The sequence below is a fragment of the Streptococcus huangxiaojuni genome (assembly GCF_040930515.1).
GTDB lineage: Bacteria > Bacillota > Bacilli > Lactobacillales > Streptococcaceae > Streptococcus > Streptococcus huangxiaojuni.
Window position 1 is genome coordinate 1 of record NZ_JBFQEG010000035.1, and the last position, 16,663, is coordinate 16,663.

The window sequence follows — 16,663 nt, forward strand, 5'->3', positions numbered from 1 at the left end:
AAGGGTCTGGATATCACAAATCCCGACACTTGGTTTGACAGCACCGATTATCGCACTTATCTGCTGGAATATATCAAGACCTACGGCGACTTTGCGGTTGAACCGACCAAAGCCGAGCTTCTGAGTTTTTATAAGAAGACAGTCAAGGACCTGAGAAGTCAGCTGAAAACAGCGACAGGGTCTAAGAGAGTCAGCTTACGGACGGATCTGCTGCGGGCGGTCGCCCAGAAAGCCAGGCTGGAAGCCGAGCTTAAAGTTCAAGAGATTAAAGATGAGATTGCTCAGGCAAAAGAAGATTTGCAGGCTGACATTACGGCGACGCATCAGGCTATGTACCAAATAGCAGAAGAACTGACGGACAGTGAGGTGGCCGAACTGCTGAGTCCTTACACTATGGAGAATTTATGGGACAGTCAGGCAGAGGCCCAAAATCTGGCCGAAGCTGATGCCTACCAGAACAGGATGATGGCTTTTGCGGATAAGCTGGATGCAGCAGCAGATAACTTAACAGCGGCGGATCAGGAAGGGGCAGCTTTGTTTTCGACTAACAAGAAGTAGGCAGACAAAGGTGCATAAAGGGCATTGTAACTGAAGCATAGAAAGTGGGAATCTTATGGGAGTAACGGCTGATTTAGACACGCTTGTCCAAGCGGCCAAAGAGACTAAGAAAGCGCAGGAGCGTTTGGCCATTCAGGGGGCTTTGTCGGCAAAGCAAGGCGATTGGGAGAGCTAATCGTTTGATTTACAGAACCGCTTAGAGACGAAAGCTTCTGAGCTGCAGACTTTAGCGCAGGGGACGATAGCTTCTGAGCTGGCGGATTGTTTTATGGGTCAGGCAGCTGACAGTGCAGCGGCCTATCTGGCCGAATGGCCTCAGGCAGACTTTAGCAGCTTGATACGGGCTTAAAGGGGGAGGAAGAGATGATAGATAAAGAAGAGCAATTGACACAGGAGCATTCGGAGCGGGTCAAAGCCATAGACGAAGCTGTTTGGTGCTGCGAGGATATGCAGCAGGAGGCCTCTAAGCGGACAGAGACTCTGACTAACTGGCTGCTTGATCAATGCCGTGATCTGCCTGAGGCTATGCCCAGCCAGACGATAGGGGCCTTAGAAGATGAGCGTGACCAGTTGCTGCGTAAGATTCGTCAGAAAGAAGATGAGTTAGAGGAGGCTAGAACAAAAGAGACCACTGCCTACAATCAGGCTGTAGAGGAGCTGCAGGAGCGGCAGAAGAAGGAACGCCAGCAGGCTGAAGCCTTAAGTATGCTCAAGCGGCGCCTGGATCTGAGTATCGCTCATGTGGCCTTTCTTGGGTTACAGTCTGATAAGAGCAAGGGGTGTTTTCGCTGTGAGAGCTGCCGTTATGAGTGGGAAGCTGAGCTGTCATCTGTGACAGGCCGGAAGAGCTGCCAGAAGTGCGGGATTTCTTTTGAAAAATAAAGACATAAAAAGGCAGCCGTTTAGCTGCTTTTTCTTTTTCTGTTCATTCTGCGTAAAAATGATATAATAAAAAGGATAAATAGTTAAGAGGCCGCAGAAAACCGGCCGCTTAAATGGGAGGAAAAATGACTTTCTACAATCACCAAAAAATTGAGAAAAAATGGCAGGACTTTTGGGCTACTGACCATACATTTAAAACAGGCACAGATACTGCCAAACCCAATTTTTATGCTCTTGATATGTTTCCTTACCCCAGCGGGGCCGGCTTACATGTCGGGCACCCCGAAGGTTACACAGCAACGGATATTCTCAGCCGCTATAAGCGGGCACAAGGATATAATGTCCTGCATCCTATGGGCTGGGATGCTTTCGGTCTGCCGGCAGAGCAGTATGCAATGGATACCGGCAATGACCCCGCTGATTTCACTGCAGCAAACATTGCAAATTTTAAGCGTCAGATTAATGCGCTCGGCTTTTCTTACGATTGGGATCGTGAGGTTAATACAACTGATCCCAAATACTATAAATGGACCCAGTGGATTTTTACCAAGCTCTACGAAAAAGGACTGGCTTATGAAGCTGAAGTACCGGTCAATTGGGTTGAGGAGCTGGGGACAGCTATTGCTAATGAAGAAGTTTTGCCTGACGGAACTTCTGAACGCGGCGGCTATCCGGTAGTCAGAAAACCGATGCGCCAGTGGATGCTGAAGATTACGGCTTATGCTGAGCGTCTGCTCAATGATTTAGATGATTTAGACTGGCCGGAATCCATCAAGGATATGCAGCGCAACTGGATTGGTAAATCTGTCGGAGCTAATGTCACTTTTAAAATTCAAGGGAGCGACCGGACTTTTACAGTTTTCACTACACGTCCGGACACACTCTTTGGAGCGACTTATGCCGTGCTGGCGCCTGAGCATGAATTGGTAGATGCTATTACAACTGAAGGTCAGGCTCAGGCTGTAGCAGCATATAAGCAGCAGGCCAGTTTGAAGTCTGATTTGGCCCGTACCGATTTAGCCAAGGAAAAAACCGGTGTCTGGACGGGAAGCTATGCTGTCAATCCGGTAAATGGCAAAGCTATTCCGATTTGGATTGCTGACTATGTTCTGGCAAGCTACGGGACGGGAGCTATTATGGCTGTTCCTGCCCACGATGAAAGAGACTGGGAGTTTGCTAAACAATACCAGCTCGACATCATTCCGGTGCTGGAAGGCGGCAATGTCGAAAAAGCTGCTTATACAGAAGACGGCCGGCATATCAATTCTGACTTTTTAAATGGTCTGGATAAAGCGGCTGCTATTGATAAGATGGTGGCCTGGCTGGAAACAGAAGGAGTAGGGGAAAAGCAAGTGACTTACCGGCTGCGAGATTGGCTTTTCAGCCGCCAGCGCTATTGGGGAGAACCGATCCCTATTATCCATTGGGAAGACGGAACTTCAACAGCTCTTTCCGAATCAGAGCTGCCGCTGGTTCTGCCTAAGACGGATGATATAAAGCCTTCTGGGACAGGAGAAAGCCCGCTGGCTAATCTGACAGACTGGCTGGAAGTGACACGCGCAGATGGTGTTAAAGGACGGCGGGAAACCAATACTATGCCGCAATGGGCCGGATCCAGCTGGTATTACCTGCGCTACATAGACCCTCATAATGATCAAGCCTTGGCAGACCCTGAGCTGCTGAAAGCTTGGCTGCCGGTGGATATTTATATTGGCGGTGCTGAGCACGCCGTACTGCATCTGCTCTACGCCCGTTTTTGGCATAAATTTCTCTATGATCTCGGCTTGGTTGCTACTAAAGAACCCTTCCAAAAACTGTTTAATCAAGGGATGATTTTAGGAACAAGCTACCGTGACAGCCGCGGAGCTTTAGTTGCTTCAGATAAGGTTGAAAAACACGATGGGGCTTATGTCAATATTGAAACAGGCGAAGAGCTGGAACAGGCACCGGCTAAAATGTCAAAATCGCTCAAAAATGTTATCAACCCTGATGACGTTGTAGAACAATTTGGGGCGGATACCTTACGGGTTTATGAGATGTTTATGGGACCGCTTGACGCTTCCATCGCCTGGTCCTCAGAACGCCTTGAAGGGAGCCGGAAGTTTTTGGACCGTGTCTATCGGTTGATAACGACCAAAACAATAACCAAGGAAAACAACGGCGCTTTAGATAAAGTTTACCACGAGACGGTTAAGGCAGTGACTGAACAAATCGAAAGTCTGAAGTTTAATACAGCAATTGCTCAGCTGATGGTCTTTGTCAACAGTGCTAATAAAGAGAGTCAGCTCTTTATCGACTATGCTAAAGGCTATGTGCAGCTTCTAGCTCCCTTTGCCCCGCACTTAGCTGAAGAACTCTGGCAGCATTTGACACAGTCAGGCCGGTCTTTGGCCTATGAAACCTGGCCAATTTATGAAGAGAAGTTTCTGGTCGAGGATCAGGTTGAGATTGTTGCACAGGTTAACGGTAAGGTCCGCTCAAGGATTCTTGTTGCTAAAGATACTGACCGCAAAGAGTTGGAAGAACTGGCCTTAGCCGACAGAAAAATTCAAGCGGCAACAGCTGACAAAACAATTGTCAAGGTCATTGCCGTTCCAAATAAATTGGTCAATATTGTCGTTAAGTAAACGGCAGGTTCTGGATATCAGCCAGTTTTTTATAACAAACAGTCTCTTAAACGCGGTAAAAAGAAAGTGAGGATTATGTATGTCAACATTTGCTGAATCCATCAAAACATTTACAGAAATTTCTGCTGCCGAGGCGCAGGATTATATCGCAACAAAAGATAAATTTATTTTGTTTGTCGGCCGGGAAACCTGTCCTTTTTGCCGGCGCTTTGCCCCCAAACTGGCTCAAGCGATTCAGACATCTCAAGCGGCAGTCTATTTTTTAAACAGTGAAGCCCTATCAGATAGTCAAGCTATTCAAGATTTTCGCCAGCAGTATCATATTCCGACAGTGCCGGGCCTTTTAGTTGCTGAAAGCGGACAGGTCAGAGTGGTTTGTGACTCTTCTTTATCAGAAGAAGCTATCATTGATTTTATTGCTTAAAATTGCAGTTATGCAGATGTGGGCGCCAGATGCCTAAAGGGCTGATGAACTCTCATCTTCAAATGCTGCACTTCCTGGTGACTTTAACTTGCCTGCTGACCTCAAATCTGGTATAGTAAAATTTGGCGTCAAAGAGCTGCGGTGTACCATATGGCAGTCCAAACTTGGAAATGAAAGAGTAAGGAAAATCTTTTAAACTGAGCTTCTGTGTCACTGCTTACCGCCAGCCGTAAACGTCTGAAGGCTTTGTCGTCCTGCGGCCGACCGCACCCTTCTAGTCGTCTTGGCAGAGGTGCGCCTACGAAATCGAAGATTTCTGGCTTACCGCCAGCCGTAGCCGTCTGAAGGCTTTGTCGTCCTGCGGCCGACCGCACCCTTCTAGCCGTCCTGGCAGAGGTGCGCCTACGAAATCAAAGATTTCTGGCTTACCGTCATTTTTGCTTTGCTCTTTTAACGGGCTTTGTATCTTATTTTTAAAGGAGGGAAATATGGGTTATTCAACTATTATTCTGCTTGTGCTTTTGCTGGGGATGATGTGGTTTATGCAGCGTACTCAGAGGAGGCAGGCGCAGGAGCGTCAAAATCAGTTAAATGCGGTTCAAAAGGGTGATGAAATCGTAACCATCGGCGGTTTATACGGTATTATTGATGAAATTGATACTGATAAAAAGCAAATGGTTCTTGATGTTGATGGTGTTTATCTGACTTTTGAATTATCAGCTCTTAAAACAGTTATTACTAAAGCATCTGCTGTGACTGAAGAAACGGCAGAAGCTGCTGAAGTATCTGCTGATGATGCTGCAGACACTCAGGAAACGATGGATTCTGCTATCGATCAATAGTGTCAGGCTGAGCAAGCAGCGGTTTACAGCGTTTTTACCTATATATAAGATTGCCGACAATAACAGAGGTTTGGCAATTTTTTATGCTTATTTTTCGGTGAAATGCGGGGAGTTGTCCCAATCTGCCGAAGAATGAGAGTTAAAGCTGCTCTTTGCTGTTTCTGCTTTTGTTAGGAGCTTTTGGGCTTAAGAATTCTGCTGCTGTTGATGAGAATGATACATTAAGTGGTAAAAAAAGTTTAAAGTATGGTAAAATAATAGGAGCAGTAACTTTTTTAGGGTGGATAATGTTTAATTTTAGAAGAAAAGAAGAACATAACTTAGAGAAGATTCCCAACCATATCGCTATTATCATGGATGGGAACGGACGTTGGGCTAAAAAGCGGCTGCAGCCGCGCGTTTTTGGGCATAAAGCCGGGATGGAAATGCTGCAGGAGATTGCAATAGCGGCATCAGATCTTGGTGTCAAGGTGCTGACGGTCTATGCTTTTTCCACTGAAAATTGGTCCCGTCCTCAGGAAGAAGTGAACTTCATTATGAATTTGCCTGTGGAATTTTTTGATCAGTATGTGCCGCAGCTCCATGCCAATAATGTTCGTATTCAGGTTATCGGGGAAACGAGCCGGCTGCCGGAGGCGACTCGTGATGCTATGGAACGCGCCCGGGTTAAAACCAAGCATAATTCAGGCTTGATTCTCAACTTTGCTCTGAATTACGGTGGCCGAGCAGATATTACCAATGCAGCCAAATTGATTGCACAGGAAGTCTTAGACGCTAAGCTCAATCCAGGTGACATCACTGAAGATTTATTTTCCAGCTATCTAATGACCAGCAGCCTTCCTTATTTGTATCGGGATCCCGACTTAATTATCCGTACCAGCGGGGAACAAAGGCTCAGTAATTTTCTGTCCTGGCAGGCGTCCTACAGTGAATTTTATTTTACACCAACTTTGTGGCCGGATTTTAAAAAAGAAGGACTTCTGAAAGCAGTTAGTGAATACAATCGGCGCCAGCGGCGTTTCGGCGGTGTCTAGAAAGAAGGAAATCATGAGAGAACGTGTTATCTGGGGAGCGGCTGCCCTGCTTATTTTCATTCCCTTTCTGATATGGGGGGGACTGCCCTTTCAGTTTTTTGTCGGCTTGCTGGCCATGCTGGGAACGGCTGAAATGCTAAGAATGAAGAGGCTTGAAGTTTTTTCAATAGAAGGTGTCTTAGCCATGCTGGGAGCCTTTGTCCTGACGGTTCCATTGGATAATTATTTAACTTTTCTGCCGATTGACGCCAGTTTTTCGACCTTTGGTCTGCTTGTTTTCTTGCTGCTGGCAGGGACTGTTTTCAACAGCGATTCCTACTCTTTTGAGGATGCGGCTTATCCGATTGCTGCCAGTTTATATGTAGGTATTGGTTTTCAAAATCTGGTCAGTGCACGTGTTTCCGGAATAGACAAGGTTCTTTTGGCGCTTTTTATTGTTTGGGCGACAGATATCGGAGCCTATTTGATTGGGCGGCGGTTTGGCAGAAGAAAGCTTCTGGCCAAAGTTTCTCCCAACAAGACAGTAGAAGGAAGTCTGGGGGGCATTCTGTCAGCCTTAGTTGTTGCCTTAATCTTTATGCTGCTGCGAAGTAATGTCTATGAGCCTCACAGTTTCTTTGCAATGCTGCTGTTTGTTGTTATTTTTAGTATTTGCGGCCAATTTGGGGATCTGGTTGAGAGTGCGATCAAACGCCATTTTGGTGTTAAGGACTCTGGTAAATTAATTCCCGGCCACGGCGGGATTTTAGATCGCTTTGACAGTATGATTTTTGTCTTTCCGATTATGCATCTTTTTGGCTTGTTTTAAGCCAGTCTTTTTTCAGTATTGGCTTGAGAACTGCCTGCTAAAAAGTGTTCAGCTTCAAAAAAATCATCTTTTTCTCTTTTTGTCTGTGAGAAAAGAAAAGGTCAGATTTTCTGCTGGGAGTATTTAAAAACAGAGATGTTTTGTTTGACTGTGACAGCTTCTGGTTAAAAGACTTTTGAAAGGAAATCTATGCTAGGCATTTTAACATTTATTATTATTTTTGGTGTTTTAGTTGTTGTCCACGAATTTGGGCACTTCTATTTTGCCAGAAGATCCGGTATTTTAGTCAGGGAATTTTCTATTGGTATGGGGCCAAAGATTTTTTCGCATATTGATAAACAAGGAACTGCCTATACTGTCCGTATTTTGCCTTTGGGAGGCTATGTGCGGATGGCCGGCTGGGGAGACGATGAAACAGAGATAAAAACCGGTTCGACAGTCAGCCTGACTTTTAATTCAGAGGGCTTAGTCAGCCGAATTAATCTGTCTCAGAAATATCTGGATCAGACAGCTCTTCCTTTGACTGTCCTGACTTATGATTTGGAAGATAAGCTGGAGATCACGGGCCGGGTTTTAGATGAGGAACAAACTTACTCTGTTGCCCGCGATGCGACCATTATTGAGGAGGATGGAACAGAGCTGCGGATTGCACCGCTTGATGTCCAATATCAAAATGCTTCTGTTTGGGGGCGTCTCATGACAAACTTTGCCGGCCCCCTCAATAATTTTATTTTAGGTATTTTAGTCTTTATCATTTTAGTCTTTGTTCAAGGCGGCGCCGCTAATCCCAATACCAATCAGGTTCGCGTAATTGAAAACGGGGCAATGGCCCAAGCTGGTGTTAAAAGCGGTGACCGTGTCCTGCGGATTGGCGGCCGTGATATTGAGAATTGGTCTGAGTTGACAGAAGCTGTCGGCAGGGCAACTGAGAATTTAGAGCCGGGAGGGACGATTGCGGTCACTGTTGAAGAAGACGGGCAGGTTAAGACTCTGGATGTACAGCCGCAAGAACAAAACGGAGCTTACTACATCGGCGTATCTCAAGCTTTGAAGACCAGCTTCACAGATAAGATTGTAGGCGGTTTTAGCATGGCTTGGGATGGGGCCACGCTTATTCTGACAGCGTTAAGAAATTTATTGGCTGATTTTAGTCTGGACCAATTGGGCGGACCGGTTGCCATGTATCAGTTATCCAGTCAGGCTGCTCAAAACGGTTTGAAGTCTGTATTATCGCTTATGGCTTTGCTTTCTATCAATTTAGGAATCTTCAATTTAATCCCGATTCCGGCACTGGATGGCGGAAAAATCGCTATCAACCTTGTAGAAATCTTCCGCCGCAAACCTCTCAGGCAGGAAACAGAGAATTATATTACCTTAGCTGGGGTTGCTTTAATGATTATCCTAATGATCGCAGTGACATGGAATGATATTGTTCGGGCCTTCTTTTAATTTCTATTTCAGTTATCACTATAGTCAGAAACAGCCCCTTGTTCCGACTGCAGGGAAGTGCTGCTTTTGCTGTCTGAATGCCGATTTTTATGGCTTCAGCATCAGAATAAAACAGGTCCTGTCCGATCGGAGGATGATGGCTTTCTTAGACATTCCCTTATTCAGCTGCTCCAGCCCTGTTTTTCTAATCCCTTGTTAAAACTCAGAACCAAATAGTCACCATATCTTATTTGAAAGGAAGTGAATCAGGACGGGAGAAAGGTTAAAACAGAAGATTGTGCAGGCGTAAACACCGCTGTTTTAACGTTTTTATTGTCTTGATATCTCAAATCTTAACTTATGAAACAATCCAAAATGCTTATTCCAACGCTTCGTGAAATGCCAAGTGATGCTCAGGTTATCAGTCATGCGCTTATGCTGCGTGCAGGCTATGTCCGCCAGATTTCGGCCGGAATTTATGCTTATCTGCCCTTGGCTAATCGTGTGATTGAAAAGCTCAAAACGATTATGCATGAAGAGTTTGCAAAGATTGATGCGGTTGAAATGCTGGCTCCAGCTCTTTTAACAGCAGATCTTTGGCGTGAGTCAGGACGTTATGAAACCTACGGGGACGATCTGTACAAATTAAAAAACAGAGATCAGTCAGATTTTATTTTGGGGCCAACTCATGAAGAAACATTGACGGCACTGGTCAGAGATGCTGTTAAATCCTACAAGCAGCTGCCTTTAAATCTGTATCAGATTCAACCCAAATACCGGGATGAAAAACGTCCGCGCAATGGTTTATTAAGAACCCGGGAATTTATCATGAAAGACGGTTACAGTTTTCATGCTGACTATGCCAGTTTGGATGTGACTTATGAAGACTACCGCAGAGCTTATGAGGCTATTTTTAAGCGATCAGGCCTTGATTTCAAAGGGATTATCGGGGATGGCGGTGCTATGGGCGGCAAAGACAGTCAGGAATTTATGGCTATCACGCCGGATCGGACAGATCTGGACCACTGGCTGGTTTTGGATAAATCTATTGCTTCTATCGAAGAAATTCCGGAAGATATTTTGCAGGCTATCCGTAAGGAACTCTTGTCCTGGATGACAGCTGGTGAAGACACAGTTGTTTATTCTGATGAGTCCGGTTATGCAGCCAATTTGGAGATGGCAAGCAGCGAGTTCAAGATGGTAACAAAAGTAGCTGTACAGGAGGAAGTTGAGCGTGTTGGAACTCCGGACTGTAAAACCATTGATGAGGTAGCAGACTTTTTAGAAGTAGCTGAGGAAGAAACGATTAAGACCCTTTTGTTCCTGGCTGACAATGAGCCGCTTATCGTCCTTCTTGTTGGCAATGATCAAGTGAATACTGTTAAACTGAAGAATTATCTGGGAGCTGATTTCCTTGAACCTGCCAGTGAAGCAGTAGCCAGAGAAATTATGGGCGCTGGTTTTGGTTCTCTGGGGCCGGTTGGTCTGCCGGACTCCATCCGTCTGCTTGCAGACCGCAGAGTTGAAGCTATTGCCAATGCAGTTACAGGTGCTAATACGGATGGCTTCCACTTAAGAGGGGTCAATCCGGGGCGCGATTTTAAGGCAGACTATGCCGATATTCGTGAAGTAAGAGAAGGTGAAATTTCTCCGGACGGCAAAGGAACACTTAAATTTGCCCGAGGAATTGAAATTGGTCATATCTTTAAACTGGGGACACGTTATTCTGAAAGCATGGGGGCAACGGTTCTTGATGAAAACGGCCGCGCTGTTCCTATTGTAATGGGAAGCTATGGAATCGGCGTCAGCCGTATACTGTCAGCTGTAATTGAACAGCATGCCCGCTTGTTTGTCAATAAAACACCAAAAGGTGGTTTCCGTTATTCCTGGGGGATTAATTTCCCTAGCGAACTGGCGCCTTATGATGTTCATCTAATCACCGTTAATGTCAAAGATGAGCAAGCTAATAACTTGACGACTAAGATCGAACGTGACTTACAGGAAGAAGGCTATCAAGTGCTGACCGATGACCGCAATGAGCGTGCTGGTTCCAAGTTTTCTGACAGCGATTTGATCGGTCTGCCGATCCGTGTAACTGTCGGCAAAAAAGCGGCTGAAGGGATTGTTGAAGTAAAGATAAAAGCAACAGGCGACACCATTGAGGTCAATGCCGAAAATCTAAGTGAAACGCTTGAAATTTTGACCAAAGGAAGTTCTAAGTAGAGTTGGATCTCTTTGCGCAAAGCTTGAGAGTGAGACCAAAATCGGTAAATCATATTTTATGACGATTTTGACTTTATTGCCCCACCTCCGCACAGTTGATTAGGAAGATTGCTATCCCTTGCTAGACAAGGGAGGGATAAGAATTTCCAATCAGCCACTGTGTCAAACGCATATGTCTAAAAAAGTGAAACGAGGCGGGGCTTTTGTCCCTGCCTCGTTTAATGTCAGCCAATACCCAAAAGCCAATAAAAGCAAAATGACGGTAAGTCCGAAATCTTCGATTTCGCAGACGCCCCTCTGCCAAGACGACTAGAAGGGTGCTGTTGGCCGTTAGGACGACAAAGCCTTCAGACGTTTACGGCTGACGGTAAGTCCGAAATCTTCGATTTCGCAGACGCCCTTCTGCCAGAACTGCTAATGCGGTCGGGAGTCATGGAGTCGATGGGAAACAGGTGAGAGGGGCTCTGTACAAGCTTTTGTTTTTTGAAGAAGAGATATGGACTTGGGTTTCAACTCGAAAATTAAAAGGACTTATGATAGAATAAGAGTTGAGAGATTCAGGAGAAAGCTATGTCAGATTTATTTAAGAAATTAATGGATCAAATTGAAATGCCGCTTGAAATCAAAACTTCAAGTGCTTTTTTAGCTGCTGATATTATTGAGGTAAAGCTGCATTCGGTCTCGCGTCTTTGGGAATTTCACTTTTCTTTCCCGCATATTTTGCCGCTGGATGATTACCGTGAGCTGGCCTACCGACTGTCCTCTGCTTTTGCAAAGGCTGATATCAAAACCTCTTTCAGTATTGAGGCTCCCAAAAAAGATTTTTCACCCGATTTGCTTCAGGAATACTACCGTTATGCCTTTGAACTGCCGCTGTGCAGCAGTGCCGGATTTAAGTCGGTTTTTTCTTCTCTTCCTGTTTCTTATGATGGGGAAACGATTTTAATTAGTGCTCCCCAGTATGCCAGCAACGACCATTTTATCAAGAATCACCTGCCAAAGCTGGAAAAGCAATTTGCCCTTTTTGGTTTTGGCAAGGTCCGCTTTCAAATAGCAGCAGACGAAGCGATAACCCAAGAGCTCCAGACATCTTTTGAGGCCAGCCGCGAAGCTTTGCTCGAAAAAGCAGTGCAGGACAATTTAGAAGCCCAGAAGGCGTTGGAGGCGGCTGCTCCTCCGCCGCAGGAGCCGGAAAAGACAGCTTTTGATTTTGCCAGCCGCAGCCAAAAACGTCAGGCCAGCTTTGATAAAGCTGAAATTATGCCTATGGCTGATATTGAAACAGAAGAGAACCGCATTGTGTTTGAAGGGATGGTCTTTGAATCCGAACGCAAGACAACCCGGACAGGTCGGCACATTATCAACTTTAAGATGACAGACTATACGTCCAGTTTTGCTATGCAAAAATGGGTCAAAAATGATGACGAACTGAAAAAATACGACATGATTGCTAAAGGGGCCTGGCTGCGTGTTCGCGGCAATATTGAGAACAACCCTTTTACCCGCACCTTAACAATGAATGTTCAAGATGTAAAAGCCATCGTCCATCAGGAGCGTAAAGATTTAATGCCGGAGGGGCAAAAGCGTGTTGAACTTCATGCACATACTAACATGTCAACAATGGATGCCCTGCCGACTGTTGAGCAATTGATTGATACGGCTGCCAAATGGGGGCACAGAGCCGTGGCTATTACCGACCATGGTAATGTACAGAGTTTTCCTCACGGCTATCATCGGGCCAAGCAGGCCGGCATCAAAGCTATCTTTGGTTTAGAGGCCAATATTGTCGAGGATAAGGTGCCGATTGTTTATCATCCGGTGACTATGGATCTGCACGAAGCGACCTATGTTGTTTTTGACGTTGAAACAACCGGACTTTCTGCTGTAAACAATGACTTAATTCAAATTGCTGCTTCAAAAATGTTTAAGGGAAATATTGTGGAGCAGTTCGACGAGTTTATTGATCCGGGGCACCCGCTCTCAGCCTTTACTACTGAGTTAACGGGAATTACCGATAATCATGTCAAGGGGGCTAAGCCTTTGCTGCAGGTTCTGCAGGAGTTTCAGGCTTTTTGCCAAGGGACGGTTCTGGTTGCACACAATGCCAGTTTTGATGTTGGCTTTATGGATGCTAATTATGAGCGTCACGGCTTGCCTGTCATCAGTCAGCCGGTTATCGATACGCTGGAATTTGCCAGAAATCTTTATCCGGAATATAAGCGTCACGGTCTAGGTCCATTGACAAAACGTTTTCAGGTTTCTCTTGAGCACCACCACATGGCCAATTATGATGCCGAGGCTACAGGACGTCTGCTCTTTATTTTCCTGCAGGAGGCCAGAGAAAAGCACGGCTTAACCGATTTGGCAGAGCTCAACACGAAACTGGTTGCCAAAGATTCCTATAAAAAAGCGCGGGTTAAGCATGCGACGGTTTATGTCCAAAACCAGGTCGGCCTGAAAAACATGTTTAAGCTGGTCAGTCTGGCAAATGTGGATTATTTTGCCGGTGTCGCCCGGATTCCCAGAACTGTTTTAGATCAGCATCGTGAAGGCCTGCTTCTGGGGACTGCCTGCTCTGAAGGGGAAGTTTTTGATGCCGTCCTGACCAGCGGTGTGGATGCAGCAGTGGAAGCAGCTAAATATTATGACTTTATCGAAGTCATGCCGCCTGCAATTTATGAACCGCTTCTTGCCAATGAACTGATTAAGGATAAAGAAGGCATCCAGCAGGTTATCAAAGATCTGATTGAGGTTGGCCGCAGGCTGAATAAGCCTGTTATGGCCACCGGAAATGTCCATTATATTGAACCTGAGGAGGAGATTTACCGGGAGATTATTGTCCGCAGTCTGGGACAGGGAGCAGCCATCAACAGACCGATCGGCCGCGGAGAGTCTGCTCAGCCGGCTCCGCTTGCTAAAGCCCATTTCCGAACAACCAATGAAATGCTGGATGACTTTGCCTTTTTGGGCGAAGATCTGGCTTATGAACTTGTCGTGACAAATACCAATGCTTTTGCCGACCGTATTGAAGAGGTTGAGGTTGTTAAATCAGACCTTTACACCCCCTTCATTGAAAATGCAGAGGAGCGGGTTGCCGAGATGACCTACCAAAAAGCCTTTGCTGTTTATGGGAATCCGCTGCCTGATATCATTGATTTGCGAATCGAAAAAGAACTGACGTCAATTTTAGGGAATGGTTTTGCGGTGATTTATTTGGCTTCGCAAATGCTGGTTAATCGTTCCAATGAACGCGGTTATTTGGTTGGTTCGCGCGGTTCGGTTGGTTCTAGTTTTGTGGCCACGATGATTGGGATTACTGAGGTTAATCCGATGCCGCCTCACTATGTCTGTCCTCATTGTCAGCATTCAGAGTTTATTACTGACGGAACAGTCGGCTCCGGTTATGACCTGCCGGATAAAAACTGTCCGGAATGCGGAACACCTTACAAAAAAGACGGTCAGGATATTCCTTTTGAAACTTTCTTAGGTTTTGACGGCGACAAGGTTCCGGATATTGATTTGAACTTTTCCGGAGATGATCAGCCGCGGGCCCATCGCGATGTCAGTGATATCTTTGGTGAAGAATATGCCTTTCGTGCCGGCACTGTAGGCACGGTGGCTGAAAAAACGGCTTACGGCTTTGTTAAAGGTTATGAGAGAGACTATGGCAAATACTACCGCGATGCAGAGGTCGACCGTCTGGCCAGCGGCTCAGCCGGAGTAAAGCGGACAACCGGCCAGCACCCGGGCGGGATTGTCGTTATTCCGAGTTATATGGATGTATACGATTTTACTCCAGTTCAGTATCCCGCTGATGATCCAAAAGCCGAGTGGCGGACAACTCACTTTAATTTCCATGATATCGATGAAAATGTCCTTAAGCTGGATGTTCTGGGGCATGATGATCCCACAATGATTCGCAAACTGCAGGATTTGTCAGGGATTGATCCAACTGAAATTCCTGTTGACGATTCCGCTGTCATGAAACTGTTCTCAGGGACTGAGGTGCTTGGGGTTACACCCGAACAAATCGGTGCCTCAACCGGAATGCTGGGGATCCCTGAATTCGGTACAAACTTTGTTCGGGGAATGGTTGATGAGACACATCCAACCACTTTTGCCGAGCTTCTTCAGCTTTCGGGGCTGTCCCACGGAACCGATGTGTGGCTGGGCAATGCTCAGGATTTGATTAAAGAGGGGATTGCCACCCTTTCCACTGTTATCGGCTGTCGTGATGATATCATGGTTTACCTTATGCATGCCGGTCTTGAACCCAAAATGGCTTTTACCATTATGGAGCGGGTCCGTAAAGGAGCCTGGCTGAAGATTTCTGAAGAAGAACGCAGCGGCTACATTCAGGCTATGCGGGAAAATAATGTTCCTGATTGGTATATTGAATCCTGCGGAAAAATTAAGTACATGTTTCCTAAAGCCCATGCAGCGGCTTATGTCCTCATGGCTCTTCGTGTAGCTTACTTTAAGGTGCACTATCCTCTTTATTATTACTGCGCTTATTTTTCTATCCGTGCTAAGGCATTTGAGTTAAAAACCATGAGTGCCGGTCTCAAAGCGGTTAAAGCACGGATGGCGGATATCAGTGCGAAACGCAAAAACAATGAAGCTTCTAATGTGGAAATAGATTTGTTCACCAGTCTAGAGCTTGTCAATGAGATGCTGGAGCGCGGCTATAAATTCGGTCAGCTGGATTTATACCGGAGCGATGCAGTGGATTTTCTGATTGATGGCGATACATTGATACCGCCTTTTGTAGCCTTGGACGGCCTGGGTGAAAATGTAGCCAGACAGATTGTAGCTGCCCGCAAAGAGGGTGAGTTCTTGTCAAAGATGGAGCTGCGCAAGCGCGGCGGTCTGCCGGCAACTCTTGTTGAAAAAATGGACGAAATGGGGATTTTAGGCAACCTGCCGGAAGACAATCAGCTCAGCCTGTTTGATGATTTCTTTTAAGTCTAAATGATTTTATACTGTTTTTGCTCTTTGATCAGTCAATGGTTGGAGCTACTAGTACTGTTTTTTCAGTATTTGTTTCTCCGGACAGTTCCAACTGCCCGGAGTTTTGTTTTGGCTTAAAAGCTGGCTGTGCGGTTGAGAAAATGGCCAATTAGTGTTAGGATAAAAGAAAGTCGCTGTGAGGAGGTAGCAATGGCAGAATTTAAAAATTCAGCTGTCAAATTAATGGTTGTTATGCGTAAGGCTTTTCGCACAATAGACACTAAAGTTTCGGAATCTTATAAAGAAGATAACCTGACTGCAACTCAGTTTGCTGCTCTTGATGTTCTTTATGCTAAGGGAGAAATGACAATAGGTGAGCTGATCGACAATATGCTGGCAACATCAGGGAATATGACTGTGGTCATCAAAAATATGGAAAAAAAAGGCTGGGTCAGCCGCCGACTTAATCCTGAGGATAGGCGGGCTTATCTGGTTGATTTAACCAGTCTGGGCCGCCGTGTTATTGAGCATGCTCTGCCAGCCCATATCGAAAAAGTAGAAACGGTTTTCTCTTTGCTTTCTGAAAACGAACAAGAAGAGCTGATTACCCTGTTAAAAAAATTTAAAGATTTGTAGACATTTTGATTGACTTTACCAGCAGACTGCTTTATAATTTACTACATAGTAATAATTATAACTATATAGTGGTAAATGGATAGGAGAGCAAATGTCTTTTATTAACGCATTAAAACAGTTTTTTAAAGTCTAGTGGTAAAAAGTCAAGATAAAGTTGTCAAAACTTTAGTTGACATTCAGTAAACTAGGGCGCACTAAAAACACCTAGCGAAAAATGACATTTTTCGCTAGCTTGACCAAGGACATGTGCA

Annotated in this window: 10 protein-coding genes and 1 pseudogene; all 11 read left to right on the top strand. The window is 45.5% G+C overall.

Annotated elements, in window-relative coordinates:
- Positions 1-558: pseudogene (locus AB3329_RS11030) on the top strand (hypothetical protein); the annotation flags it as partial.
- 363 nt (positions 559-921) lie between these two features.
- On the top strand, positions 922-1,440 hold the full coding sequence (locus tag AB3329_RS11035) for a hypothetical protein (protein ID WP_368396186.1): 519 nt from the start codon (positions 922-924) through the stop codon (positions 1,438-1,440).
- A 125-nt stretch (positions 1,441-1,565) separates the two neighbouring features.
- Positions 1,566-4,067, top strand: coding sequence for a leucine--tRNA ligase (gene leuS, locus AB3329_RS11040; RefSeq protein WP_368396187.1), 2,502 nt, complete (start codon positions 1,566-1,568; stop codon positions 4,065-4,067).
- A gap of 79 nt (positions 4,068-4,146) precedes the next feature.
- On the top strand, positions 4,147-4,491 hold the full coding sequence (locus AB3329_RS11045; protein WP_368396188.1) for a DUF6568 family protein: 345 nt from the start codon (positions 4,147-4,149) through the stop codon (positions 4,489-4,491).
- Between the two features lie 488 nt (positions 4,492-4,979).
- Positions 4,980-5,333, top strand: a complete 354-nt coding sequence (gene yajC, locus AB3329_RS11050) for a preprotein translocase subunit YajC (protein ID WP_067064054.1) — start codon at positions 4,980-4,982, stop codon at positions 5,331-5,333.
- 287 nt (positions 5,334-5,620) lie between these two features.
- Positions 5,621-6,367, top strand: a complete 747-nt coding sequence (gene uppS / locus AB3329_RS11055) for an undecaprenyl pyrophosphate synthase (RefSeq protein ID WP_368396189.1) — start codon at positions 5,621-5,623, stop codon at positions 6,365-6,367.
- Positions 6,368-6,380: 13 nt separating this feature from the next.
- Positions 6,381-7,175, top strand: coding sequence for a phosphatidate cytidylyltransferase (locus tag AB3329_RS11060; RefSeq protein ID WP_368396190.1), 795 nt, complete (start codon positions 6,381-6,383; stop codon positions 7,173-7,175).
- 189 nt (positions 7,176-7,364) lie between these two features.
- Positions 7,365-8,624, top strand: coding sequence for an RIP metalloprotease RseP (gene rseP / locus AB3329_RS11065; protein WP_368396191.1), 1,260 nt, complete (start codon positions 7,365-7,367; stop codon positions 8,622-8,624).
- 339 nt (positions 8,625-8,963) lie between these two features.
- Positions 8,964-10,826 (top strand): proline--tRNA ligase, encoded by a 1,863-nt coding sequence (locus AB3329_RS11070; protein ID WP_368396192.1) that lies wholly within the window; start codon positions 8,964-8,966, stop codon positions 10,824-10,826.
- 570 nt (positions 10,827-11,396) lie between these two features.
- The gene (locus AB3329_RS11075; protein WP_368396193.1) at positions 11,397-15,791 is read left to right on the top strand and encodes a PolC-type DNA polymerase III; all 4,395 of its coding nucleotides are present in this window, start codon (positions 11,397-11,399) and stop codon (positions 15,789-15,791) included.
- Positions 15,792-15,986: 195 nt separating this feature from the next.
- Positions 15,987-16,412 carry a MarR family winged helix-turn-helix transcriptional regulator gene (locus AB3329_RS11080; RefSeq protein WP_368396194.1) on the top strand — a complete coding sequence of 142 codons (426 nt, stop codon included), beginning with the start codon at positions 15,987-15,989 and terminating at the stop codon, positions 16,410-16,412.
- The last annotated feature ends 251 nt before the right edge of the window (positions 16,413-16,663 follow it).